Genomic DNA, 25068 nt, shown 5'->3' on the forward strand with positions numbered 1-25068 from the left:
ACTTTGCTAATCAAGTCGGTGCATTAACAATCCGTTATTCAACAAATCATGCTTTCTCTTTTCCTTATTTGTATGTACAATATAGTACATACCTAAGTAAAAGGAAAAACCATGTCATTACTATTTGAATGGGATATAAATAAAGCAAAGTCCAATATAAAAAAGCATGGTATTACATTTGAAGAAGCTGCCCATGTTTTTAGTGATCCGAATCACCTTTCCATTCAAGATCGGATCGAAAATGGGGAATACCGCTGGCAAACGATGGGATTGGTCGCAGGTTGTCTGCTGATTCTGGTCGCACATACGCTCGACTCAAATTCAAATCCGGAGCTAATCCGAATTATTAGTGCGAGAAGGGCAACAAAAAAGGAAAAAACAATTTATGAACAAAATCTCATTTAAACAAGAAGCACTGCCCTCGATTTCTAAAGAGCGGCTTAACCAACTGAAAAACTTGGCTGATCAAACAGATATCGAGATCGACACAACTGAGATACCTGAACAAAATGCGCTTGATTGGCAAAGTGCGGGGCGAGGGAAATTTTATAAACCAACGAAAACCCCGGTGACAGTGCGTTTTGATTCGGATATTCTTGCGTGGCTGAAATTAAAAGGCAAAGGCTATCAAACCCGTATGAATGCTATTTTGCGTGAAGCCATGTTAAACGACCTCAAAAATCAACGCCCATAAAAAACCGCACTTTGTGTTTAACAACAAAGTGCGGTATACATTTGAACAAGTCAGCAAATTATTTTGCTGAAATCACCACACGGCGGTTTGGTTTTAAGCAGTCGCGCAAGGCTTGCCCTTGTTCCGTTTCGCACGCCGCCACTTGATCTGCTTTGCCGCGCCCGATTGCCGTGACCGCACTTGGCGCAAAGCCCTGTTGCACAAAGTAAGCCTTCACCGCATCGGCGCGACGCTGCGAAAGTGCCAGATTATAGCTGTCCGATCCCAGACGATCGGTATAACCTGAAATTTCAACCGCTTTCGCGTTCTGTGCTTTTAAATTTCTGATAACACCGTCAAGGGTCGCTTTGCCGTTGGCATTTAAATTGCCGGCATCAAAATCAAACAGAAAATCACCGGACAATTCATATTGATTGTTACAGCCTTGCGGTTTCCAGAAGAACGATTGTGCATTCATATCGGTGTCAAATAAGACTTTAAACTGACAGATTTTGTGTTCGCCGTTTTGACGGTAGTTGAACACATAATCCCATTCACGCACCGCAAACAACCCTTCCGCATGGTGCGGACGTCCGATCAAATAGTAAAGCTGATCTTTGTTCATGCCTTTTTCGATCATGCGCACGTTGTCCCAGTTCGGCCAAATGCCGTATTGCGAGCCGCTGAAATTCACGCTTGCGTCTTCGATTTCAGGGAAAACGGGATTGTCGGTTGTGCCATTTTGCTTAACATCACTTAAATTGCCGCAAGCCGCTAAAACTAAAGCTGTCAATGGCAATACGTATTTTGCTACATTTTTCATTTAATCTTCTCCGTTAAATCACCGCACTTTATCACTTACTGAGACAAAGTGCGGTCAGGTTTCATTACCACTGATAACCCACGCCAATGCTGGCACTGGTGTCGTTTTCGCTGTTGGTAGCCCCGGTCAATTTGACAATCACTTTGCCATTATCGCTGATACGGGAAACCCCTAGCGCAATCGCATTTTCACCACGGTGCGTGCCGCCGGCAACCGCCACCATGGAGTGACCCGGCAAGTATGCCTGCGGCAAGCCTGCCGCCGCCATAGCAGAAGCCGTACCTGCACTGGCGCGACTGTCAACTTTGTTGATACGGTTGTTCAGGTTGCTAGTCGCCGCATTCAACTGGTTCACATTCACGGCGTCAGTGCCGTCAACACCCGCTGCAACGCCGGTAATACGGTTGCCACCGTTGTTCAAACCATTGCCCGTTAATGAAACCGTGCCCTTGCTGCCACCGCTAATTGTCACGCCTTTAGTATCCACTTTGGTGTTACCGGTGGTGACGCTGTTCAGGTTCAGCTCTTTATTGAGGGTGACTTGAACGCCATTAGCCGTGGTTTGGGTTGTAATATTGCTATCCCTGGTAATCGACACAGTATCACCCAATTGACGGTTCACAACTGCACCAGTATCCGCATTGAAGTTTAAGCCTTTGCTGATTGTCGCAGTGTTTTTCTGAATATTCGCCGTGTTGGTTGCAATATTCGTGGTATTGGTTGCAATATTCGTGGTATTGGTTGCAACATTTTGGTTAGTTGCATACAACTGGCTGCCATTTACCGCATCCGTGCTCGTCGCCGAAATATCGCCCGCGGCAACGCCGATCACTTTATTACCACCGGCGTTAATACCATCTTTAGTGACGCTCGGACCATTCGCAATCGTTAGTCCATTGTCATTCAGCGTGGTATCACCCGCTTTAACTTCGCTTGCATTCACTGTGCCTGCATTAACGGTTTCTGCTGTAACACTGGTAAATTCCGGAGCTTCAACCGTGCTGATCGTAATGTCAGTACCTGATTTTTCAACCTCGATATTTTTACCAGAAGCAAAGTTAACGACATCACCATCACCCACTTCACTGCCATTTTCACCGTCAACTTCCACAGTCCAAGTACCTGCACCACCCGTTGCACCGGTTGCGCCTGTAGCGCCGGTTGCACCTGTGGCGCCGGTTGCACCTGTAGCGCCGGTTGCACCTGTAGCGCCGGTTGCGCCTGTGGCGCCGGTTGCACCGGTTGCACCTGTGGCACCGGTTGCGCCTGTTGCACCTGTTGCACCTGTTGCACCTGTCGCGCCGGTAGCACCGTCAGCACCCGCCGGACCTTGTGGTCCGGTTGCGCCTGTTGCCCCAGTATCGCCTTTTTCACCTTTCATCACTTTCGCGCTAATGGTGATTCCTTTGCCGTCTTGAGTAATGTCAATATTATCCCCGGCAATAAAGTTCAGCGTGTCGCCCAATTTAACCGTTTCAAACGCTGCGCCGTCAGTATAGTTCGCTGAGCTGGTGCCGCCATTATCGCTGACGGTAAACCGCCAGCCGCTGTTAATCACCGCAAATAGTTGACTACCATTAATTGCGTCGGTGCTATAAGCTGAAATCAAGCCCGGCGCCACATTTTGAATGCGGCGGGTTTGTTCGCTGCTGCCGATACTCAACACGCCGCCGACATTATCGCCACCGGCAAAGTTCAAGCTTAACTTGTTGATATTTGCCGAAGTATAAGTCTTATCAATGCCTTTGGTGGTTGCTGTATCAACATCACTTGCCGCGACATAAGCCGATGAATCACCTAAGAAAATCGAATTTTCAATTGTCTCTTTCACTCGATTACCCAGTACAAATACATTTTTATGTTGTACGCTGTTATCGTAACCGACAATCGCCGAATTCGACGCGTCCACTTCCTCTTCAATACCATCTTTAGTGGTAATCACGCCGTTGGCGTCACGGGTCACCGCTGTGCCGCCGAGGTCATTACGCCCGCCGAGGATAAACGAATTATCCGTTGTGCTGCCGACGGCATTTTTATTACCCGCCGAGAAGCTGTTCGTACCTGCCACGATAGATGGATCGCCGACCGCACTTGAACCTGTGCCGCTAACCAAGTTGCCGCTACCGATAGAGATAGTATCTGCCGCAGTCGCTTGTGCGCCATTACCAATCGCAATCGCACGAGCTTCACTGGCAGTCGCTTGAGTACCGGTGGCAATCGCATTCGCCGCTGTCGCCTGCGCCACCGTGCCCAGCGCAATGGTATCTTCCGCCGAAGCGGTGGTCGAAGCGGTAACAACATCGCTATTACTCAGCGTAGCGGAGCCCAATGCGACCGAACGCGCGCCGGAAGCAACGGCACTGGTGCCGATGGCTGTCGCTTGTTTGGCAGAAGCATTTGCTGCAGAACCGATAGCGGTCGCATATGTTTGTGCCGCTTGGGATCCGCGCCCCAGCGCAATAGATTGAATACCGCTTGCAACAGATTGCACACCACCGGCAATACTATATTTCGCACTCGCCGTTGAACTTGCACCTAATGCCGCCGCCGACTCTCCGGAAGCATTCGCACCACTACCAAACGCCGCACTGTCGCCGCCGCTGGCTTTCGCCTTGCGCCCGACCGCTGTCGCGCCATTTGCACTTGCGTTAGTTTCTTCACCCAACGCCGTAGCCGCGATGGCACTGGCGCTGGCATAAGATCCCATGGCAACGGTTGCCTGCCCTGAAGCGGTGACCGCACTACCGATTGCTACAGCCCCCAAACCGCTGGCATCGGCTTTATTCCCCACTGCCGTCGCCTCTTGACCGGCGGCTGTTGTATTCACACCGGCAGCCAACGCGCGCAAACCGCTGGCACCGTCGTTGTTATAGTTGCCTTGTTGATTGCCATTATCATTCACACTGTAATAATGGGTTAACTTATTTGTCAATTCGCTTGATACTTGATAAAGCTGGCTGCCGTTAATCGCGTCAGTTGAATCCTTCGCAATTTTTCCGGCGGCAACGTTGATAATTTGCCGCTCTTTACCTTCTCCGCCCACACTCACTACGCCGTTTTCAGCACTGCCGACACCGGCGAAACCGCTATAAGTGATGGTATTCACGGTGGCTTGGGTTTCAGCGGTTGCCGCCCGATCAGTAGACGCATTGCCCAAAATCACACTGTTGGCTTGGGTTGAAGTCACACCATGACCAACCACAAAGGTATTGTCTTGCGCAATATTATTGTTATTACCCAAAGAATAAGACGCGTCACCGATGATCACGGTCGGATCCCCGATTGCGCCCGAACCTTCGCCGCTGACCTGGTTGCCGGTACCGATGGAAATACTGTTGGCAGCAGTCGCTTGCGCGTCGTTACCGATCGCAATCGCACTATTTGCCGTTGCCTGAGCCTGATAACCCATCGCTGTTGCATACGTTGCTGTTGCTTGAGCAGCAGCGCCAATCGCAATTCCACTGCCGCCGGTCGCACGGGTCAATTGTCCCAGTGCCACACTTGCCATTTCGGTTGCCTGCGCATTTCGACCTAACGCAACAGCGCCGATTTGTGCGGCTTGTGCTGTCGCACCCATTGCTACACTTTCCGCACCACTGGCACTCGAGCTGGCCCCGACGGCAACCGCCCGATTACTGGTTGAACTGGAATTTGCCCCGATTGCAACCTGACCACCGGCACTAGTAGAATCTATGGTTGCTCGAGCGCCATAACCCAGAGCAACGGAATAAAGGTTATTGGCTCTTGCATGATCGCCGACTGCAGTGGCTCTTTCGGCAGTTGCTTGTGTAGTATCACCGATAGCTACGGCTCTTAAGGCAGTCGCTTGTGCCCTATTACCTTGGGCGATACTGAATCCGCCAGTGGCGGAAGCCGCCAACCCAATTGCAATATCACCGGCAACGGTGCTTGCCGAACCGTCTACACCCGCAATCGAGCCTGAGCCGAATGCAATTGAATCATTACCAAAAGATTTGGCACGCTGACCAATTGAAGTGGAACGGTTTACCCGATCGCCGCTTTTCCCCATATCAGAACCGGCGGCATGACCTAAAGCGATATTATTATCACCGTGAGTACCGGCACCGGCATAAAAACCCGAAGAGATATTTTGACTGCCTTGACGCGACATACCGGCTTGCAAACCGGTTGACACATTGGCGCTACCGGTGGACATCCGACCAGCCAACTGCCCCACGGAAACGTTGACATCGCCCGTCACATTAGAACCCGAACCATTACCAATCGAAACGCTATGACCTTCGGCTTTAATATAAGGCACAAAACCTACCGCGGTCGAATTTGAACCTGCGTTCAAACCAATCGCAATATTTTGCACACCCGTTGTTAAATTGCTGCCTGCCCCTTGTCCGAGCAACACATTAGTGCTGGTGTTGGTATTTTTCCCTGCGCCATGGCCAATAATCACATTACTGGAAGCACTGCCGGTGGTATTGCCGGTGGTCAGCATGCCCGCTTCAAAGCCCATCAACACGTTATGGCGGCCACGTACATTCGTACCCGCATTGGTGCCGATGTTTACATTTTGAATATTGTAATTGTCAACGGTGCCGCTGCCCGCGTTTTCACCTATGGAAATCACACGCCCGCCGTCTGCCGTCGCCCCGCTTCCCAACGCAATATTATTTTGTTTTCCAATCCACACATCTTGTGCAGCACCGGCGGCTTTTAAATCCTGCATATCCGCACGGCCGGCACTGGCATTAGAACCAATGGCAATTGAGCCGGTTGTTTTTGCACCGGCTGTCGACGTTGCGCTTGAACCAATCGCAATACTTTGATCTACTGCACTGCCATTTAATTCCGTCTCTGCCGCATAGGCAGAAACGCCAGTCATTGCCATAGATAACATTAAAAAGACGTTACTCAACGAGAATGCTCTAGGTCGACTGCCCACCGAAACGCTTTTTCTTTCGCTGGCCGCCTTTTTTTCATTTGAGGCCAATTCTGATACAACAACCAATGCTTGTTTTGCCGTATTCCAAATCACTTTGTAAACCTTATTCATAAACAATCCCCCTTTTAAAAAATAATTCTTTACCCTAAGACAACACTCTTCCGCAGATCAATATTCACAACCCAACAATCGATCAAAAAACAAACCGAATAGTAAAAACAAAGTATATTAAAACACAATTACTGTAAATAATATACAACAATTGATGTTAAAGTACGAAAAACAAAAAAATAAACAATCTTTATTTCAGGCTGATAACAAAGTCTCTTTCGCTAATCATTTCCCTCCCTCCGTATACGGAGGGAGGTGTCCGAAGGACGGAGGGAGGCATAAAGAATGTTAAAAATGAATATGTTGCATTTTTATATTCCACCTCCCTCCCCATTTTTCTTGCGAAAAATGGTACTCCCTCCGCCCGCGGAGGGAGAAAAGTCAGTTTTTCCGCAATCTGAAATAAACAATGTTTATTTTTTTGATTGATTGTAAATTGATTGCTTTATTTGAAATATAAAAAAAGTGCGGTTTAATAACCGCACTTGATATAGGAATTTTATTGAATTCGGGGGAGTTATCAGTCTTGTTCGCTCGCAAACCAGCCGCGAATAAACTGCACCGATAAAAACAGCGTGATCAGCAGCAGGAAATACAGCACATAGCTGGCGATCGGCAATGCCGCCGTGGCGTTGGCATCGACTTCTTTCATTGAGATCATATTACGAAACTCGTCAAACATCACCAAACGCCAGCCGTAGTATTTCACCTGCACCGTTTTTTTATCCACCGCAAAACCTTGCGCTTTTGCCTGTAAATCGGCGGAGTTGAATTTGAAATAGAACGGAAAGCCCCAGCGGGTGTCTTCATTGCGGTACACCATCACTTTTTTATTTTCCGGATTTTCCGTATAAATATAATACACATCGCGGGTCGGACCGTCCGCCGGATTGGCTTTGGTGATCGGCCCGTCTTTGTCCACCCGTTTCACTTCCACTCCGGTGACATGGGTGACTTCATAATGCGGAAAATAAAAATTAACCGTGGCAAACAAGACACCGTGGATCAATAACGTCACCAAAATAAAAAACAAGGTGATAGCTCTGCGTAGGGTAAATTTAGCCATGATATTTTTCCTTATTGCACTTTTATCTTAAATAACCGTTCAAAATTAGCGGTAGTGATTTGCGCCAATTCTTCAGCGCTCACGCCTTTCAACACTGCCAGATAGTCGCACACTTCACGTACATACGCCGGCTGGTTCTGCTTGCCGCGATACGGCACCGGCGCCAGATACGGCGAATCGGTTTCGATCAATAAACGATCCAGCGGCACGGTTTTAATCACCGCGCGCAATTCTTCCGCATTGCGGAAGGTGATAATGCCGGATACGGAGATGTAAAAACCCAGCTCCAGCGCTTGATCCGCCGTCCATTGATTTTCAGTAAAACAGTGTAACACACCACCGCACTGCTGTGCGTTGCCTTGTTGCAAAAAACGCATGGTGTCTTCACGCGCCGCACGGGTGTGAATAATTAACGGTTTGTTCAATTGCTTGGCAATCTCAATTTGTTCGGCGAAAATCCGTTGTTGCTTGGCTTTGTTATCGGCACTGTAATAATAATCCAAACCGCATTCGCCAATCGCAATCACTTGTTTTGCACGCGCCAGTTGCAACATTTTTTGCCCGTCGAAAGTTTCGTCCTCCACATTCAGCGGGTGCATACCGCACGACAGTGAAACGTCGCGGCGATGTGCAAGTGCGGTTTGCAATTTTTCAAAACCGCTTAAGGTGGTGCTGATCGACAACACATGTTGCACCCCGCGCGGTTTGGCTTTCTCCACCACCTCGTCCATATCTCGATGCAGATTTTCGTAATCTAAACTGTCTAAATGACAGTGTGAATCAATAATAAACACTTATACCTCAATCTTCGATTCAAAAACTTGTGTAATCAATTTGGTTAAAAAATCCAGAATAATCAGCTCTTGATTGACCGCATTAATCCGGCTTAAATCTTGCCGCAGTTGCAACACCAGTTGGTTAGCGCGCAAAAGTGCGGTTTGCGAAAACAGCGCGCTGAATTGCTCAATGCCGTTGGCAATATCCTGATTGATCCAGCCTTGCCGAATCCGTAAACCGCACTTTAAGCTGTCGCTAAAAAAACTGGAAAGCCAGTTCAGCTGCCGTTGCAGCAGCTCCTCGTCTTTCAAGGCAAACTGTTGCAAAAACGGCTCAAGCGCGCGGTGTTGTTGAAACAGCCAAAAGCGGCGTAAAAACTGTTTACGCAGTGGCAGCCATTCCTTTTGCAAGCCGTTCAACGCCGTCAACGGACGGTTGTAATTAATCCGAAGTGCGGTTTCAATGTCCGTTTCATCAGCCTGAATTTGGGTTTGCAGCCACGCTTTTGCCACCTCACGAGGCGGCGCGGTCAAGGTCCACACTTGGCAACGGCTGTAAATGGTCGGCATTAATGGCGCGGTTAAATCCGCCAACAATAAAAAATACGTGCCGTCATTCGGCTCTTCCAAGGTTTTCAACAGCGCATTCGCCGCCGCTTCGCTTAACAATTCCAAGGTCGGCAAATAGACCACTTTATTGCCGTCTTGGCGTGCATATTGCTGCAAACCGACGGTCAATTCACGCACTTGATCGATACCGATATTTTTGCCTTCTTGCAATGCCAAAGGGTGAAAATCGGGATGAGTACCGGCTCGAAACAGTTGGCAGTGTTGGCAATCTCCGCAGGCTTGCAAGCCCGGTTTTTCCAAACACAGCAAGCCTTGCGCAATCGTCATCAACAGTTGTTCACTGCCTAAGCCTTGATCACTTTTGAATAACAGCGCGTGGTGCCCTTGCCCGTGGGCAAAGCTGTTATCCAACTGCTGAAAGAGCGGTTCAAACCATGGGTACACGCTAACGCTCCTGTTTCGCCAACCACGCCGTGACCGCACGTTGCACATCGGTCGCCACCTCTGCCATAGATTGCGACGCGTCAATCAACACCGCATTCGGATCAGCCGCCACCAATTCCAAATATCGCGCCCGGGTGCGCCGGAAGAAATCCAGTTGCAGTTGTTCGATCCGATCCAACTCGCCGCGGCTTCTGGCGCGGCTCAACCCCAGTTCGGGATCAATGTCGAGATACAGGGTTAAATCCGGTTTGAAATCGCCCAATACCGTATCGCGCAAGGTCGCCAGCAAAGTGCGGTCGATTTGCCGTCCGCCGCCCTGATAGGCTTGCGACGACATATCATGCCGATCGCCCAACACCCATTTACCGCACTTTAACGCCGGGCGAATCACGTTTTCCACCAGTTGAATCCGCGCCGCATACAACATCAGCAGCTCGGCTTTATCGCTAATCGGTTCGTCGCCATCGCCGAATTTAATCAGTTGGCGCAATTTTTCCGCCAACGGCGTGCCGCCCGGTTCGCGGGTAAATTCGACCTGTTCAATGCCGTGCGCCTGCAATGCTGTCAGCACCGCTTGGCGCGCCGTGGTTTTGCCTGCCCCTTCCAGCCCTTCTAAGACAATAAATTGACCGCACTTTTGCATTTTAATTTCCATTTTTTTGTGTGCGCAGCCATTTCAGATATTGCTGCACCGCTTGATTATGTTCGGCTAAGGTGTTGCTGAATTTGTGTCCGCCGCTGCCGTCCGCCACAAAATAAAGTGCGGTGGTTTCGGCAGGATGTGCCACCGCTTGCAGCGAGGCTTCGCTCGGCATCGCAATCGGCGTCGGCGGCAAGCCGTCGATTTGATAGGTATTGTACGCCGTTTTTTGATCCAAATCTTTACGCCGGATATTGCCGTTATAGTTGTCGCCCATGCCGTAAATCACGGTCGGATCGGTCTGCAAGCGCATACCGCGTTTTAAACGATTGACAAACACGCCCGCCACTTGCGCCCGTTCGCTGTCCAGTGCGGTTTCTTTTTCCACAATCGAGGCTAAAATCAACATTTCGTACGGATTTTGCAACGGCAAATCGGCGGCTCGCCCCTGCCACGCCTTGTCTAACGCCTGCGCCATGCGCGTAACCGCCCGTTGCAACAGTTCGTTATCGCTTGAATTAACGGTGTAGTGGTAAGTATCGGGATAGATCCAACCTTCCAGTTGTGTCTGCCCGTTTGAATCGGGTAACAAATTTTTCAGTCGGTTAAATATCTCCGCTTCTTGCGCCGGCAAAATCCGGCGTAAGTGCGGGGCGGCGCGCAATGTGCTTAGTTGCTGTTTAAAGGTTTCGCCTTCGCCAAAACGAATCGCAAATTGCGCCTCTTTGCCACTGTTCAACAATTGCAATAATTGCTGCACATTCTCAACCCCATTCAAAGAATAGGTGCCGGCTTTGACCGCACTCAGCTCAGGCTGCAAGCGCAATAAAAACGGGAAAAAAGTCGCGTCGTCAATCAGCCCCTGTTGCTGTAAAAATTCGCCCAGTTTTTTGCCGGTCGTACCGCGTTCAATCGTCAACAATTGATCGGTTTCGGCATGAATCGGCTGTTGCGCTAAGTTTTGGATCTGCTGATAGCCCCAATAACCGCCAGCGGCAACCGCAATAAACAGCAACAAACTCAATCCCAAAAAGCAATAAATCAGTTTTTTCATCTTTCTCAATCATTCAAATAAAAACGCGCACAAAGCCTGCGTAGTGTAGCAGGAAACCGCACTTGGCGATAGCAATCTGAACGAACGAATTTTTCGGCGGATTGCGCGCTGAGTCAGCGTCCAATTGCAAACTACTATTCCGTCTAATTGTTAATTACAATTCCGTCCAATTATAATCTAATCCCGCGGCTAATTGGTGTTTTATATTTAAAATATCCAAGTAATTCAATGCATTATTTGATTTTTTTACGGCGTTTTTTCGTCCGTAAAGAACCTAAATAGATCGCCAAAAGCGTTAAGCCTGCACCGAGCCATTGCAGGCGGTTAATCGGTTTTAACAGCCAGAAATAGTCAATCAATAGGGCGGCAACCGGTTCGCTGAGCAGCAGTAAGCCGGTGACGGAAAGCGATAACAGCGGAATCGCGTAGGCGATAAGCCCCCAAGCAAAACATTGCATTAACGCGCCGTAAAGCAAAATCAAGCCGACATCACGCCAGGTGGTCGGGTATAAATTGTGGCTGTTAAGCAGTAGCGAAGGCAGGAATAGCGCCAACATACCGCCCAAACTGATCAGCAGCATTAACGGGAAAAGTGCGGTTTGCTCGACTTGCTGGGTTTTGCGCACAAACACCATCGACAATGCCAACATGCTGCCGGATACAATGCCGCTGACAAAACCCCAACCGGCATTGCTGTTGTGCCCGAATTCCGGACTGGCGATCAGCGCGACACCGCAAATCGCCAACAGCAGACTGAACAGTTGTAATTTGGTTAGCCGTTCTGCAAACCAGATAAACCCGATCGCAGACAGAAAGAAGATTTGCAGGCTGTTGAGTAACGTGGAAATGCCCGGTCCGACCGCATAAATACTTTCGTGCCATAATGCCAAATCGAAGCCCAAAAACGCGCCGGACAACAGCGCCATACCAATGGCTTTGCGGCTTTGCGGCAGTTTTTGCTTAAACATGCGCATTAAGCCCAAAAAAATCAGGGCGGCAACCAGCAAGCGCCAAAAAGCAATCGCATAAGCGCCCACCGGCACAAATTTAACGATCAGGCTGCCCAGACCGAAGATGACACAGCCGATAATCAACAGCGGTGCTGCATAATTGGTGTTTGTGTATTGTGACATTTTCTTTTCCGAAATAAAAAGCGGTTTTCATCTGAGAAAACCGCACTTTGCAGAGATTAAACCGATTTTTTAAACGCCGGGCTAGAACAACACGCGCGCCTTAATCGTGCCTTCGATACTGCGCAATTGCTGTAGCACGTTATCTGTATTCGTCGTTTCGACATCGATCACCACATAACCGATTTGCGGGTTGGTTTGCAAATATTGCGCCGCAATATTCACGCCTTCGTCGGTGAAGATCTGGTTGATCTTGTTCAGAATGCCCGGGCGGTTGTGGTGAATGTGCATTAAGCGTTTGGTGCCCGAATGTTCCGGCAGAGACACTTCCGGGAAGTTCACCGCCGATAAGGTCGACCCGTTATCGGAATATTTCACCAGTTTGTTTGCCACTTCCGAACCGATATTTTCTTGCGCTTCCGAGGTTGAGCCGCCGATATGCGGGGTCAGGATCACGTTGTCAAAACGGCACAACGGCGATTCGAACGGATCATTGATTGAAGCCGGTTCGGTCGGGAATACGTCAATTGCCGCGCCCAACACGCGCCCACTGTCCAAAGCATTCGCCAAGGCGTCGATATCCACCACCGTACCGCGCGCCGCATTGATGAGAATCGAGTTTTCTTTAAGTTGCTCGATCCGCTCTTTGCTCATCAGATTCTTGGTCGAGTCGTTTTCCGGCACGTGCAATGAAATGACATCACAGGTCGAAAGCAATTCCTCTAAAGTGCGGATTTGCTGCGCATTGCCTAACGGCAGTTTATTTTCCAGATCGTAAAAATAAACGCGCATTCCAATCGCTTCCGCCAGCACGCTCAGTTGCGAGCCGATGTGCCCGTAGCCGATAATCCCCAGTTTTTTACCGCGCACTTCATGCGAGCCGGTCGCCGATTTGTTCCATAAGCCGCGGTGTACTTCCGCATTGGCTTGCGGAATTTTACGCATTAACAGCAAAATCTCACCCAACACCAGTTCGGCAACGGAACGCGTGTTGGAAAACGGCGCGTTGAATACCGGAATCCCGCGTTGTTTCGCCGCTTCCAAATCCACTTGGTTAGTGCCGATACAAAAACAGCCGATTGCAATCAGTTTTTGCGCATGCTGCAACACTTCGGCACTCAAATGGGTGCGCGAACGAATGCCGATAAAATGCGCATCTTTAATCGTTTCGATTAAATCCGCGTCGTCCAACGCTTTGGCATGATATTCGATATTGGTGTAACCGGCATCGTGCAGGCTGTCCACCGCACTTTGGTGCAATCCTTCCAGCAGCAAAAACTTAATTTTTGCCTTATCCAGTGAGACTTTTGCTGACATTGGTTTTCCTCTCGTTTCCTTGGTTATGTTAAAATCCGAACCCCTTGCGCGCCGCCGACGATCACAATGTCGGCGCTGCGCAAAGCAAAAATGCCGTTGGTGACGACGCCGGCGATATTATTTAAGGTCTTTTCCATTTCCACCGGCTGCATAATCTTGAAATTATGCACATCTAAAATCACATTGCCGTTATCCGTAACCACGCCTTCGCGATATTCCGGCTGTCCGCCCAAACCGACCAATTTGCGCGCCACATAAGAACGCGCCATCGGAATCACTTCAACCGGCAGCGGGAAGGTTGAGCCTAGCACATCCACTTGTTTTGTGGAATCCACAATGCAGATGAATTTTTTTGCTAACGAAGACACAATTTTTTCACGCGTCAACGCCGCACCACCGCCCTTAATCATCATTTTTTGCGGGTTAATTTCGTCCGCGCCGTCAACGTAAATATCCAATCCCGAAACGTCGTTGGCACTGAACACTTCAATTCCCAATGCCTGCAAACGTCGCTCGGACTCTTTCGAGGCGGCAACCGCCCCTTTGATTTGATCCGCCATTGCGCCCAACGCCTCGATAAAACAGTTCACCGTCGAACCGCTACCGACGCCGACAATGCTGTCCGCTTCCACATATTTCAACGCCGCTTGCGCCGCCTGTCGTTTCATTTCAAGCTGATCCATGAGTTATCCTTATGCTGATGAGAGTTGATTTATCTTACTACGTTATGCTGATTGTTCAATGGGTTTCATTCGCGATAAAAACAAAAACGCCTTGGCAATCTCTTGCCAAGACGTTTCTCAAATTTTAACGAGCCAGCTTTTCCAATTTTCGATAAGAATCAATCTTGTTTTGCCTTAACGATAAAATCTCTGACTTGCTCAATTGTTTTACCTGAATTAAGGAGGAATTTAGCTTCCCATTCTGTGAGTTTGTCAAAGGAATAGTCAAATTCTCTTGCCCACCATGTTTCAAGATCGCCATATTTTCCTCTCAATTCCGCTAATGTTGTCGTTGATAGCCTTAATTGTACTGAATATTGTTTTCCAGTTAAAGCATAAACCGCAATAACCTTGCCGCCTTGCCCCTCAATATACCCTTTTAAACTGGTTAATGTGCCGCCTTGAGTTTGGGTATCATCTAAAATAAGTGCGTTTTGATTATTAGGAAAGACACCATCAAATTTAGGTGAATTGGCTAATCTATGCCAACCGTCACTGCCAGTGCGAGAAACCTTCGTCGCTTGCACAATGGATAAATCAACCGACTTTTCTAATTTTCCAGCCAATACTTTTGCCACAGCCAAAGGAATCATATTAATTCCAATCGCTTCCTCCGCATGAACAGGCACAATAACAAAATCTCGCTGCCCAAGAATTGATGTTAATTTTTGCACCGCTTCATCCGTAACCAAATCTCGTGCCAAACGGTATGCAGCAGTTACATCACCAGATTTTGCAGCAATATATTCTTGATGTGACGTCGCATCGCCTAAACGTCGATCAATCACAGTATCGGGAAAATCAGTAGTCCATTCTGTACGCATTGTTTAATCCAAAAACCGCGCTAATAATTCATTTAAAAACAGTTTGCCGTGTTCGGTGATTTGCCAAGTGCGGTCGGTTTCCTGCAGATAATGTTGCTGTTTTGCCCAATCAATATCGGCGGCGACACGGTCTAGCCCTAAGCCGGTGAGCTGCACAAAATCCTGTTTTTCGACCGGCTCAAGCAGGCGAAAACGGTTCATAAAAAATTCAAACGGGCGTTCCGCCGCGCTGACCGCACTTTGACTGTGCAGATAGTTGCCTTGCATATACCCTTTCGGGTGTTTGGTTTTGGCATAGCGTATAATCTCGCCGTTCGCAAAGCTGATTTTGCCATGCGCACCGCAGCCAATCGCCAGATAATCACCGAAACGCCAATAATTCAGGTTATGCCGGCATTGATAGCCCGCTTTGGCATAAGCCGAGGTTTCGTATTGTTGATAACCGGCTTCGGTCAGCAGTTTATGCCCCTGTTCAAAAATATCCCACAATGCGTCATCGTCCGGCAGTTTCGGCGGACGGTAATAAAACAGCGTATTCGGTTCAATCGTGAGTTGATACCACGACAAGTGCGGTGGTTCAAGCGCAATGCCTTGGCGCAAATCATTCAACGCCTGTTCGACGCTTTGATTAGGCAAACCGTGCATTAAATCAATATTGAAGCTGTTCAAGCCACTATTTTTAGCGAATTGAATCGCTTGCACCGCCTCCTCAACATTGTGAATTCGCCCCAAGCGTTGCAGTTTTTCCTGCTCAAAACTTTGAATGCCCATCGAAATCCGGGTTATGCCGGCTTGGCGGTAGCCGATAAACCGCTCTGCTTCCGCTGTGCCGGGGTTGGCTTCCAGTGTGATTTCAATCTTGGGCGAAAATGGAATGCGCTGTTCCACCTGTTGCAACAAATAAGCAATGCCCTGCGCCGAAAACAGGCTCGGCGTGCCGCCGCCGATAAAAATCGAATGCAAAGTGCGGTTTTGCACATACGCCAAATCCTGCTCTAAATCGGCTAACAGATGTTGAATATAGTCCGCTTCCGGAATCGTGCCTTTCCGTGCGTGCGAGTTGAAATCGCAATAAGGGCATTTTTGCACGCACCACGGAATATGGATATACAGGCTGAGCGGTGGCAAGGTAATAGCTTGTAACATCAGTTCGCCTGTAATTTTTTCTGCAATATTTTCAATGCATTGGCGCGGTGCGAGACCTGTTTTTTCTCTGCTTGCGCCAATTCGGCGAAAGTGGCGTTTTTCGGCGGATAGAAAAACAGCGCGTCATAACCAAAACCGTTTTCGCCGCGTTCTGCCGGCAAAATTTCGCCGTGGCACGCCCCTTCGGCGATAATCGGCGTCGGGTCATCTGCATGTTGCAACAGCGCAATCACGCTGACAAATTTTGCGCTGCGATCGGTCTTATCTGCCATTTCCACTAATAACTTAGCACGATTGTTGCCATCGTTGCCCTCTTCGCCGGCATAACGGGCGGAATACAACCCCGGCGCGCCGCCAAGTGCGGTCACGCTCAAACCGGAATCATCGGCAATCGCCGGCAAGCCGCTGATTTTTGCCGCGTGGCGTGCTTTTAAAATCGCATTTTCCACAAATGTTAATCCCGTTTCTTCCGGGCTTTCAATGCCGAATTCACTCTGCGCCACCACCTCAAAACCAAACTGCGCCAATACATCCGCCATCTCTTTCACTTTGCCTTGATTGCCGGTGGCAAGCACGACTTTTTGTCTTTTTTGTTGCATATGCTTTCCTTTTCTGTTTCTTTATTATTTTTGGGCTAAAAATCGATACACCTGCTCAATCCCGGTTTGGTCGTTTTGATAACAAACCCCATGGATACCGCACGTTTGCGCCGCTTCGATATTGGCAGGCGAGTCGTCGATAAACAGCGTGCGGTTTGGATCGAGCTGATACTGTTTGATCGTCTGTTGAAAAATCCCCAAGTGCGGTTTCAATAATTGCACTTCTGCCGAAATCACAATGCCACGGAATAAATGCCAATAATCATAGCGTTGTTTGAGGTAGGCATAGGCATGCAGCGGCATATTGCTGATACAGATTAAATCCACATTTTGCTTGGCTAAATCATGCAATAAATCAACGGCTAACGGCAGCGGTTCGAAGGATTCGCGCACGACTTGCATAAAACGTTCCATTTCGCTCAACGGTTTGCTTAACAGTAATGAAAACAGCTTCAGCGCATTCTCGTACTGGATTAAACCGGCATCCAGCGCCAACCAGGTTTGGCTGAAAAACACCGTCCGATACTGTTCCCGCTCAAGCGGATCAGGCGTGAAACGCTGTAAAATCGTGTCCGGCTCCCATTTAATCAGCACATTCCCCAAATCAAAAATCACTGTTTTTTGCATACTTCCCTCCCCCTTTTCAGATGACTTATCTTAGCAGATCAGACCGCACTTGAATAACGCCAATTCGGCGCATTGTGTGATCTCGTTTATAAATTCCATTTCCTGCCGTTAAAATCACTTGACGATAAAAATAGAAAGTATATGCTACAAAAAAATAATTTAATAGGGAGTAATCATGACAATCCACGAGTTTTTACAACGGCAAAATATTCAATTCAGTCTGAAACGCTATGCAATCGATGCCTTGAATTTTATGGCATTAGGTTTGTTCTCTTCACTGATCATCGGCTTAATCCTGAAGAATATCGGCACTTGGATAGAGATAAGCTGGTTAGTTGATGTCGGCGGTCAGGCACAAAAAGCGATGGGCGCGGCAATCGGAGTTGGTGTAGCATATGCATTACAAGCACCGCCGTTAGTGTTACTCGGCAGTGCCATCACCGGTCTTGCCGGCGCTGCCTTAGGCGGTCCGGTCGGCTGCTTTTTCGCCGCCGCGATTGGGGCGGAATTCGGTAAGTTAGTCAGCAAAGTGACGGTGGTGGATATTATCGTCACCCCGGCGGTAACGCTGTGTGCCGGTGTCGCCGCGGCACAACTGTTGGGGGCACCGATTGCCGCCTTAATGAACCAAATCGGTGAATTTATTATCTGGTCGGTGGAGCTACAGCCGCTACTGATGGGCATGGTCGTGTCGGTGGTTATGGGCATTTTGCTCACCCTGCCGATTTCCAGCGCGGCGATTGCGATTTCTCTTTCGCTCAGCGGATTGGCGGCTGGCGCAGCAACGGTCGGTTGTTGTTGCCAAATGATCGGCTTTGCCAGCATGAGCTTTAAAGAAAACCGTTGGGGCGGCTTGCTCAGCCAAGGCTTAGGCACCAGTATGCTGCAAATGCCGAATATTATCCGCAACCCGAAAATCTGGTTGCCGCCGATTATCAGCAGCGCCATACTCGGCGCGTTCTCGACCCAAGTTTTTAAAATGACGAATATTCCTAGCGGCGCAGGTATGGGAACGAGCGGATTAGTCGGACAAATCGGCACACTGGAGGCGATGGGCAACTCAAGCCAAATCTGGCTAGCAATCGGCTTGCTGCATTTTGTATTACCCGCACTTTTAACCCTTGCTATCGCACACATTTTCCGGCGTAAAGGCTGGATTAAAACGGGAGATTTAAAACTGAGTAATTAGGGGCGGTTGATCTTTAATTTATACAAAATCACAAAAATCGTTTGGTATTCGAACTTAAAATCGGTATTATAGCCGTCCAGATGGTTACGCGTCTAAAACCGTAGCCCAAGATTCTAACGTCACAAATTGAAAGAAAGAGAAATTATGTCGAATTACCTATTTACCTCCGAATCCGTTTCCGCCGGACACCCTGACAAAATCGCCGATCAGATTTCCGATGCGGTGCTTGACGCAATTATCGAACAAGATCCGAAAGCACGCGTGGCTTGCGAAACTTATGTAAAAACCGGCATGGTGTTGGTCGGCGGTGAAATCACCACCTCGGCGTGGGTCGATATTGAGCATATCGCGCGCCAAGTGATTTGCGACATCGGCTACACCTCCTCCACCATGGGCTTCGACGGGCATTCTTGCGCGGTGTTAAACGGCATCGGCAAACAATCTTCCGATATTAATCAAGGGGTTGATCGTGCAGATCCGTTGGCACAAGGAGCCGGCGACCAAGGAATTATGTTCGGTTACGCCACCAACGAAACCGATGTCTTAATGCCTGCGCCGATTACCTACGCCCACCGTTTAATGGAACAGCAAGAAAAAGTGCGCAAAAACGGCACGCTGAACTGGTTGCGCCCGGACGCCAAAAGCCAAATCACCTTCCAATACGATAAGCATAAAATCATCGGCATTGATGCGGTGGTGCTGTCCACCCAACACAGCGAAGAAGTCGATCAAAAACAGATTTACGAAGGCGTGATGGAAGAAATCATCAAGCCGATTTTGCCAAGCGAATGGCTGTCGGCAAACACTAAATATTTCATCAACCCGACCGGACGTTTTGTGATCGGCGGCCCAATGGGCGACTGCGGCCTGACCGGACGTAAAATCATCGTCGATACCTACGGCGGCGCAGCGCGTCACGGCGGCGGTGCATTCTCCGGCAAAGATCCGTCAAAAGTGGATCGCTCCGCCGCTTATGCCGCGCGCTATGTGGCAAAAAACATCGTTGCCGCCGGTCTTGCCGATCGCTGCGAAATTCAGCTTTCCTATGCCATCGGTATTGCCGAACCCACCTCAATTATGATCGAAACCTTCGGCACGGCAAAAGTGAGCGAAGCCTTATTGGTGAAACTGGTGCGCGAATTTTTCGACCTGCGCCCATACGGTTTAATCAAAATGCTGGATCTGATCAAACCAATCTACCGCAAAACCGCCACCTACGGACACTTCGGACGCGATGAATTCCCATGGGAAAAAATCGACCGCGCCGAAGAACTGAGAAGTGCGGCCGGGTTGAAGTGATAGTTGACTGAAGAGTGGAAGTGCGGTTTGAACTAAACCGCACTTTGGTATTTAACCAATTATTTTTAATTAAGCTCTACGTTCCATTGTGTTAAAGTGTTATCTAAGTTTTCATTAGCAAATAAAGCGCTTCCCGTTACAACCCAATCAATCCCTAATTGCTTTACTTTCTTTGCTAACGCTAAAGTCATTGAGCCGTCTACTGCAAGAATTTTTTCATGTCGTTTTTCACCGAGGATGTTGATAATAGATTTGATTCGCGTCGAAATCGAAAATTCATCGGCTTTAACTCCCGTTCTTGGATCTAAGGTTAAAATCTGAATCAAATCAACCTGCTCAAGATAGGGCTGTAACCGTGATAAATCCGTGTCAGGGCACAAGCTTAGTCCACTAATTATTGCTTGCTGTGAATTAATATCATCCAATATTTGAGTAAGATTACCATCACCCTCCAATTGTAAGGTGATTATCGTTGCGCCATTTTTAATACACTCTTTGGCTTGTTTTTCTTGATCACGCACCATTAAATGCACGTCTTTATAACAACAATGGGGAAATTGCTTAAGCGCATGACAACCAACCGTAAATAATGGAGAAAATTGCCCGTCTGCAATATCAAAATGCAGGAGGTGCATATGATGTTGTTTTAATGCAGACAAGGTTTGTGCGAAGGTAAGCCAATTTGACGCAAGGATACCCGTACTGATTTTTTGCGTTTTCAGCTGTCGGATTAAGGCAAGTTTAGATTTTTTCATCGCTGAAATCCTGTGGCAAAATCCAATTAAAAACGGTTTTACTTCTTGGTCCGGACATCAACGGTTCCAGCTCTTTAATACATTGATGATAATGTGCTGTCTGTCGGTGGGCTTCTAATGCGGCTTCATTTTTATACACTTCATAAGCATAAAACCGGGTTTTAATCATGGGATCTTGCAAAACATCGAAGCGTAAATTTCCCGGTTCTTTTCGAGTCCCATAATGATTGGCGGCAAAAACCTCTAAGAAAGCTTGTTCTTTTCCCTCTTTAATATTAATTTCTACCAACATAGCAAACATAGTAAGCTCCTAAATATATTTTAATTTATGCCGACAGACTCCATTTCTGTCGGCATATTTGGATCGTTAAACTTTATTTATTTTTCTCATCAAGATAAAGTTGGTACGCTTTTTCCGTATTTTCGCCTTGATGTACCACGGCATTTACGGCTTTCAGCATCGCAATCGGTGCTTCGGATTGGAAAATATTCCGTCCCATATCAACACCCGCCGCCCCTTGATCAATGGCTTGATAACACATTTCAAGCGCTTCCAACTCAGGTAGTTTTTTCCCGCCGGCAATCACAATCGGTACTGGACAGCCTGCGGTGACCCGTTCAAACCCTTTTTCAACATAATAGGTCTTGATCACGTGTGCGCCCATTTCAGCTGCGATGCGGGTTGCGAGGGAAAAATAACGTTGATCGCGAACCATATCTTTGCCGACACCGGTTACTGCCATTGTCGGCATGCCATAGCGAGTGCCTTGATCGACCAATTGAATGATATTTTTGATCGATTGGTGTTCATGCTCCGAACCAATATACACCTGCGCTGCCATCGCCGATACATTCAAACGTACTGCATCTTCCACACAAACAGCAACCGCTTCATTGGATAATTCGGTCAAGATTGAATTTGCGCCGGAAGCACGTAACACCACAGGTTTGCCCGTATCCGGCGGCACAACGCTGCGCAGAATTCCGCGAGTACACATTAATACATCGGTATATTCAAACAGCGGCGCAATATGCAAATCAATCCGCTCCAAGCCTGTTGTCGGTCCTTGAAAATAGCCGTGATCAAATGCCAACATAATGGTTTTGCCTGTTTTTGGATTAAAAATATTGGCTAAACGAGATTGCATTCCCCAGTCTAAAGCACCTAATCCTTTCATATAAAATGCTTTATTGGTTTGCGGTCTTTCTAAGCCAAAATCTTTGCCGTCTCGGATATCATCTAAATCTGCCATTCATTTATCTCCTGCTCAAAATTTAGAAATTGTAGTTATCAATATTCTCTTTTGTGAATACAACCCGCTCCGGCAACACCACGATACCGTTACCTTCCGCTTCATATTCATAACCCTGCACACTGTTTGGTGAAATTTCGACGGTTCCAACCCCTTCAATATCTAATTTATCACCTATTTTTAACGGCTTGCCTTTTAATACGTCATTTGCAACTGCAACGGATATTTTGCCTTGTTGCACCACGTCCCACAAACCGAATTGGTTTACTGTTCCGCGTTTGACATATGGACGCATCACATTTGGCGTACTAAATCCGACAATCACCACGCCTTCGCGTTTCAAATTTTCAGCCGCTTGTGCCGCCGCCGGCAATGCGTTTGCATCAGGTGCAATGATGGCATCAAGATCAGGATAGGCTTTCAAGATACCTTCTGCCGTTTGTAAGGATTTAATCGCATCGTTGTAGCCGAATTGCGTGGTCACAATTTCCCACTCCGGGTGCTCCGCTGCAATTTTATCTTTTGCCACTTTTACCCATTGATTTTGATCGGTAACCGTCGGACTGGAATAGAAAAATGCGACTTTTGCTTTTGGTTTGTTAATTTGGTCAGATGCCATTTCAACTAACATTGAGCCTAACTGGGCCGGTGTTCCTTGGTTAATATAATAACTGCGACATTCCGGATTAGTATCCGAATCCCAAGTCAGCACTTTCACCCCGCGTTTCATCGCACGTTGTAAGGTTGAACACAAACCATCCGGCGAAACCGCAGCAACTACGATTGCGTTATAGCCTTGATTAACAAAGTTATTAATCAGCTGAACTTGGTTAGACACACTCGGTTCCGTCGGTCCGTCGTAGGTGACATCAACCCCTAATGTTTTTCCCATTTCGACTGCACCCTGTCCGCCGCTGGTGAAATAACCAACACCGACCAATTTAGGAATAAAAGCGATACGATCTGCTGCTTGTACTGCGCTTACTGCTGAAAAACCCAAAGCAACGGCAAGTGCGGTTGATTTTAAAAATGGATGTTTCATAAAATTTCTCCTTATTGAGTTGTATAAAACATACCGTTACCAGTATGTCTATTTGATCATGAACGAATATTAACCACTTGCTTTCCTGTTTTACGATATAGCCAATAACGAATTGCGGCATAATTCAAACTAATTGATTTTCCGATCAAGACAATAATTAATAAAGCACCGGATAATGCACTAGAAATCTCATTGGGAATCCCCGTCATTTGTAATCCTTGCTGTAAATAACCAATTAATAAAGCCGCAATCGCAGTACCTAAAATAGAACCCGAACCGCCATAAATATTTGCACCGCCTAACACTACTGCCGTTAAAACCGGCATTAATAGCGAACTGCCAAGATCGGAACGGGCCGAGCCAAAATAAGACACCAATAATATCGCCACAAAGGCCGCAACTAACCCAATTGACGAATAAATGATAAATAATGTTTTATTAACCGGCACCGCACTATAACGCGCCGTTCTTTCACTTTGACCAACCAAAAAAGTACTTCTTCCTACAATAGTTTTATGCATTAATAACCAAAATATGATTGTCATTATGAGAAAATAAATAATCGGCGTTGGAATACCTAAAATAGTTTGATTGGCAAAATTAAGTAAGCTATCCGGGAACCCGCCAATCCCTTCATAACCGGTTGCACCGGCAAAACCGGATAATAGCAATGCGCCACCGCCATAAAGGTACATTGTTCCTAAAGTGATTACCAATGGATTCACTTTGGTATAGATAATCAAGCCCGCATTAACTAAACCACAAATTCCGCCCAGTAAAAAAGTCAGCGGGATCGCGATAAATAAAGAAATATCCGCTTTAAACAATACCCCAAGAAAAATAGCACAAAGCCCGACCGTTGAACCAAAAGAAATATCAATTCCGCCACTTACAATAATCATTGTTAATGGTAAGGCAAGCATGCCAATATAAATAAAATCACTGGTACTATATAAAAGCACATTGATATCTAGCATTCGAGGATTCAACATTCCAAATCCCATAACCTCAATAATCAATAGAAGAAAAAGCGAAACTTCCCAACCGTAATTTTTTACTTTCAACATCGTCTTCACCTTGTTATTTATTCCGAACCGTCTCTTCTTTTAAAAATCTGGCATAACGTTGTAATTTGATATTTTTTTCAATCATAATACGAATACGCCCATCAAATACCAGCACAGCAAGTAGAACAATACCGGCAACAAAATTATTCCAATAAGCAGGCACTTTCAGCAACACAAGAATCGTATCAATTTCGATTAAAAAATAAGCCCCTAAGATTGCTCCAATAATATTTCCCGAACCACCTAATAAACTGATTCCGCCTAATACGCAAGCCGCTATCGCTTTCATCTCCAAACCATTCCCGGTTGAATTTGGTACAAATCCAATCTGCGAAGCAAAAACAATACCCGCCAATGCCGCTGTGATTCCATTAATTGCAAAGGCTGAAATTCTGACAAAATTAGTCCGTACTCCTAACTGCAATGCGCCTTGTAAATTATCTCCGACGGCATAAAAATGTCTTCCTAACCGCACTTTCATTAATAAGAAATAAGCTAAAATCACTAATAGAATTAAGATCCAACCTATTAACGAAATATTAAAAAAAACCGGTTCTGACAATGATTTCAACTCTTGCGGTAGACCTTCTATCCATTTTCCTCCGGTAATTAATAACATAATCCCTTTATACAGCCCTAATGTGCCAAGTGTGGCGACAATCGCCGGAATCCTCAAAATAGTGACTAAAAATCCATTAAATAATCCTGCACATAAACCACAAAATAATGTTAATAAAAATGCCGCCAGGAGAGAATAGCCTAAATTTAATAAACTCCCCATAATGACGGCACATAACCCCATCGTTGAACCGACCGACACATCAATATTACGGGTTAAAATAACAAAGGTTGCGCCAATAGATAACAACATAACAATTTGTGCGGAATTAAAAATCATGGTTACCGTTTGAAAATTAAAATTGCCACCACCCCAGATAACCAATAATAGAAAAAGAAACAAAATCGCAAAAATAATTGTCATCTCTCGATTATTTTGTATAAATTTCCACATAAATGATTTCC

24 protein-coding genes are annotated in these 25068 nt (G+C 47.1%); 4 read left to right on the forward strand and 20 right to left on the reverse strand.

What is annotated here, in order from left to right; all coding sequences use genetic code 11:
- The first annotated feature begins 111 nt into the window (after positions 1-111).
- Together ACQ31U_RS01410 and ACQ31U_RS01415 are read left to right on the forward strand one after the other, a co-directional pair.
- Positions 112-405 carry a BrnT family toxin gene (locus tag ACQ31U_RS01410; RefSeq protein ID WP_431053215.1) on the forward strand — a complete coding sequence of 98 codons (294 nt, stop codon included), beginning with the start codon at positions 112-114 and terminating at the stop codon, positions 403-405.
- Complete coding sequence (locus tag ACQ31U_RS01415; RefSeq protein ID WP_431053217.1) at positions 386-694, forward strand: BrnA antitoxin family protein; 309 nt, start codon at positions 386-388, stop codon at positions 692-694. The genes ACQ31U_RS01410 and ACQ31U_RS01415 overlap by 20 nt, the downstream gene beginning before the upstream one ends.
- Positions 695-752: 58 nt before the next feature.
- Here the strand turns inward: ACQ31U_RS01415 and ACQ31U_RS01420 are convergent, their stop codons facing one another.
- The 14 genes from ACQ31U_RS01420 to ACQ31U_RS01485 form a co-directional block, all read right to left on the reverse strand.
- A complete protein-coding gene (locus ACQ31U_RS01420) occupies positions 753-1496 on the reverse strand; it encodes an OmpA family protein (protein WP_431053219.1) in 744 nt (247 codons plus the stop codon).
- A gap of 64 nt (positions 1497-1560) precedes the next feature.
- Positions 1561-6525 (reverse strand): YadA-like family protein, encoded by a 4965-nt coding sequence (locus ACQ31U_RS01425; RefSeq protein ID WP_431053221.1) that lies wholly within the window; start codon positions 6523-6525, stop codon positions 1561-1563.
- A gap of 520 nt (positions 6526-7045) precedes the next feature.
- Positions 7046-7591, reverse strand: coding sequence for a DUF1523 family protein (locus tag ACQ31U_RS01430; RefSeq protein ID WP_431053223.1), 546 nt, complete (start codon positions 7589-7591; stop codon positions 7046-7048).
- An 11-nt stretch (positions 7592-7602) separates the two neighbouring features.
- Positions 7603-8385: a YchF/TatD family DNA exonuclease gene (locus tag ACQ31U_RS01435; RefSeq protein WP_431053225.1), complete on the reverse strand. Its 783-nt coding sequence runs from the start codon at positions 8383-8385 to the stop codon at positions 7603-7605.
- Positions 8386-9429, reverse strand: a complete 1044-nt coding sequence (gene holB / locus ACQ31U_RS01440) for a DNA polymerase III subunit delta' (RefSeq protein WP_431053227.1) — start codon at positions 9427-9429, stop codon at positions 8386-8388.
- Positions 9383-10024, reverse strand: coding sequence for a dTMP kinase (gene tmk / locus ACQ31U_RS01445; protein ID WP_431053229.1), 642 nt, complete (start codon positions 10022-10024; stop codon positions 9383-9385). The genes holB and tmk overlap by 47 nt, the downstream gene beginning before the upstream one ends.
- Before the next feature lies 1 nt (position 10025).
- Positions 10026-11075: an endolytic transglycosylase MltG gene (gene mltG / locus ACQ31U_RS01450; RefSeq protein ID WP_431053231.1), complete on the reverse strand. Its 1050-nt coding sequence runs from the start codon at positions 11073-11075 to the stop codon at positions 10026-10028.
- 233 nt (positions 11076-11308) lie between these two features.
- Complete coding sequence (locus ACQ31U_RS01455) at positions 11309-12208, reverse strand: DMT family transporter (protein ID WP_431053233.1); 900 nt, start codon at positions 12206-12208, stop codon at positions 11309-11311.
- An 81-nt stretch (positions 12209-12289) separates the two neighbouring features.
- The gene (gene serA, locus ACQ31U_RS01460) at positions 12290-13522 is read right to left on the reverse strand and encodes a phosphoglycerate dehydrogenase (RefSeq protein WP_431053235.1); all 1233 of its coding nucleotides are present in this window, start codon (positions 13520-13522) and stop codon (positions 12290-12292) included.
- Between the two features lie 23 nt (positions 13523-13545).
- Entirely contained in the window at positions 13546-14205 is a 660-nt protein-coding gene (rpiA, locus tag ACQ31U_RS01465; RefSeq protein WP_431053237.1) for a ribose-5-phosphate isomerase RpiA, read from the reverse strand.
- A 158-nt stretch (positions 14206-14363) separates the two neighbouring features.
- Positions 14364-15068 (reverse strand): phosphoribosyltransferase, encoded by a 705-nt coding sequence (locus ACQ31U_RS01470; RefSeq protein ID WP_431053239.1) that lies wholly within the window; start codon positions 15066-15068, stop codon positions 14364-14366.
- Positions 15069-15071: 3 nt separating this feature from the next.
- Positions 15072-16214, reverse strand: a complete 1143-nt coding sequence (gene hemW, locus ACQ31U_RS01475; RefSeq protein WP_431053241.1) for a radical SAM family heme chaperone HemW — start codon at positions 16212-16214, stop codon at positions 15072-15074.
- Positions 16214-16813 (reverse strand): RdgB/HAM1 family non-canonical purine NTP pyrophosphatase, encoded by a 600-nt coding sequence (gene rdgB, locus ACQ31U_RS01480; protein WP_431053243.1) that lies wholly within the window; start codon positions 16811-16813, stop codon positions 16214-16216. Before rdgB ends, hemW begins: the two co-directional genes overlap by 1 nt.
- Before the next feature lie 24 nt (positions 16814-16837).
- Positions 16838-17440: an HAD family hydrolase gene (locus tag ACQ31U_RS01485; protein ID WP_431053245.1), complete on the reverse strand. Its 603-nt coding sequence runs from the start codon at positions 17438-17440 to the stop codon at positions 16838-16840.
- A 175-nt stretch (positions 17441-17615) separates the two neighbouring features.
- Between ACQ31U_RS01485 and ACQ31U_RS01490 the strand changes: the two genes are divergently transcribed.
- Both ACQ31U_RS01490 and metK read left to right on the forward strand, forming a co-directional pair.
- Entirely contained in the window at positions 17616-18629 is a 1014-nt protein-coding gene (locus ACQ31U_RS01490; protein WP_431053247.1) for a PTS transporter subunit IIC, read from the forward strand.
- Between the two features lie 144 nt (positions 18630-18773).
- Complete coding sequence (gene metK, locus ACQ31U_RS01495) at positions 18774-19928, forward strand: methionine adenosyltransferase (protein WP_431053249.1); 1155 nt, start codon at positions 18774-18776, stop codon at positions 19926-19928.
- 65 nt (positions 19929-19993) lie between these two features.
- Here the strand turns inward: metK and ACQ31U_RS01500 are convergent, their stop codons facing one another.
- The 6 genes from ACQ31U_RS01500 to lsrC all read right to left on the reverse strand — a co-directional run bounded on the left by ACQ31U_RS01500 (position 19994) and on the right by lsrC (position 25057).
- A complete protein-coding gene (locus tag ACQ31U_RS01500) occupies positions 19994-20683 on the reverse strand; it encodes a ribulose phosphate epimerase (protein WP_431053251.1) in 690 nt (229 codons plus the stop codon).
- Positions 20670-20984 carry a (4S)-4-hydroxy-5-phosphonooxypentane-2,3-dione isomerase gene (lsrG, locus tag ACQ31U_RS01505; protein WP_431053253.1) on the reverse strand — a complete coding sequence of 105 codons (315 nt, stop codon included), beginning with the start codon at positions 20982-20984 and terminating at the stop codon, positions 20670-20672. Before lsrG ends, ACQ31U_RS01500 begins: the two co-directional genes overlap by 14 nt.
- A gap of 73 nt (positions 20985-21057) precedes the next feature.
- Entirely contained in the window at positions 21058-21936 is an 879-nt protein-coding gene (gene lsrF, locus ACQ31U_RS01510) for a 3-hydroxy-5-phosphonooxypentane-2,4-dione thiolase (RefSeq protein WP_431053255.1), read from the reverse strand.
- 22 nt (positions 21937-21958) lie between these two features.
- The gene (gene lsrB, locus ACQ31U_RS01515) at positions 21959-22978 is read right to left on the reverse strand and encodes an autoinducer 2 ABC transporter substrate-binding protein LsrB (protein ID WP_431053257.1); all 1020 of its coding nucleotides are present in this window, start codon (positions 22976-22978) and stop codon (positions 21959-21961) included.
- Between the two features lie 56 nt (positions 22979-23034).
- On the reverse strand, positions 23035-24045 hold the full coding sequence (gene lsrD / locus ACQ31U_RS01520; RefSeq protein ID WP_431053259.1) for an autoinducer 2 ABC transporter permease LsrD: 1011 nt from the start codon (positions 24043-24045) through the stop codon (positions 23035-23037).
- A 13-nt stretch (positions 24046-24058) separates the two neighbouring features.
- Entirely contained in the window at positions 24059-25057 is a 999-nt protein-coding gene (gene lsrC / locus ACQ31U_RS01525) for an autoinducer 2 ABC transporter permease LsrC (RefSeq protein ID WP_431053260.1), read from the reverse strand.
- Positions 25058-25068 lie beyond the last annotated feature (11 nt).

The organism is Testudinibacter sp. TW-1 (assembly GCF_050613185.1).
In the GTDB taxonomy this organism is placed as follows: Bacteria; Pseudomonadota; Gammaproteobacteria; order Enterobacterales; family Pasteurellaceae; genus Chelonobacter.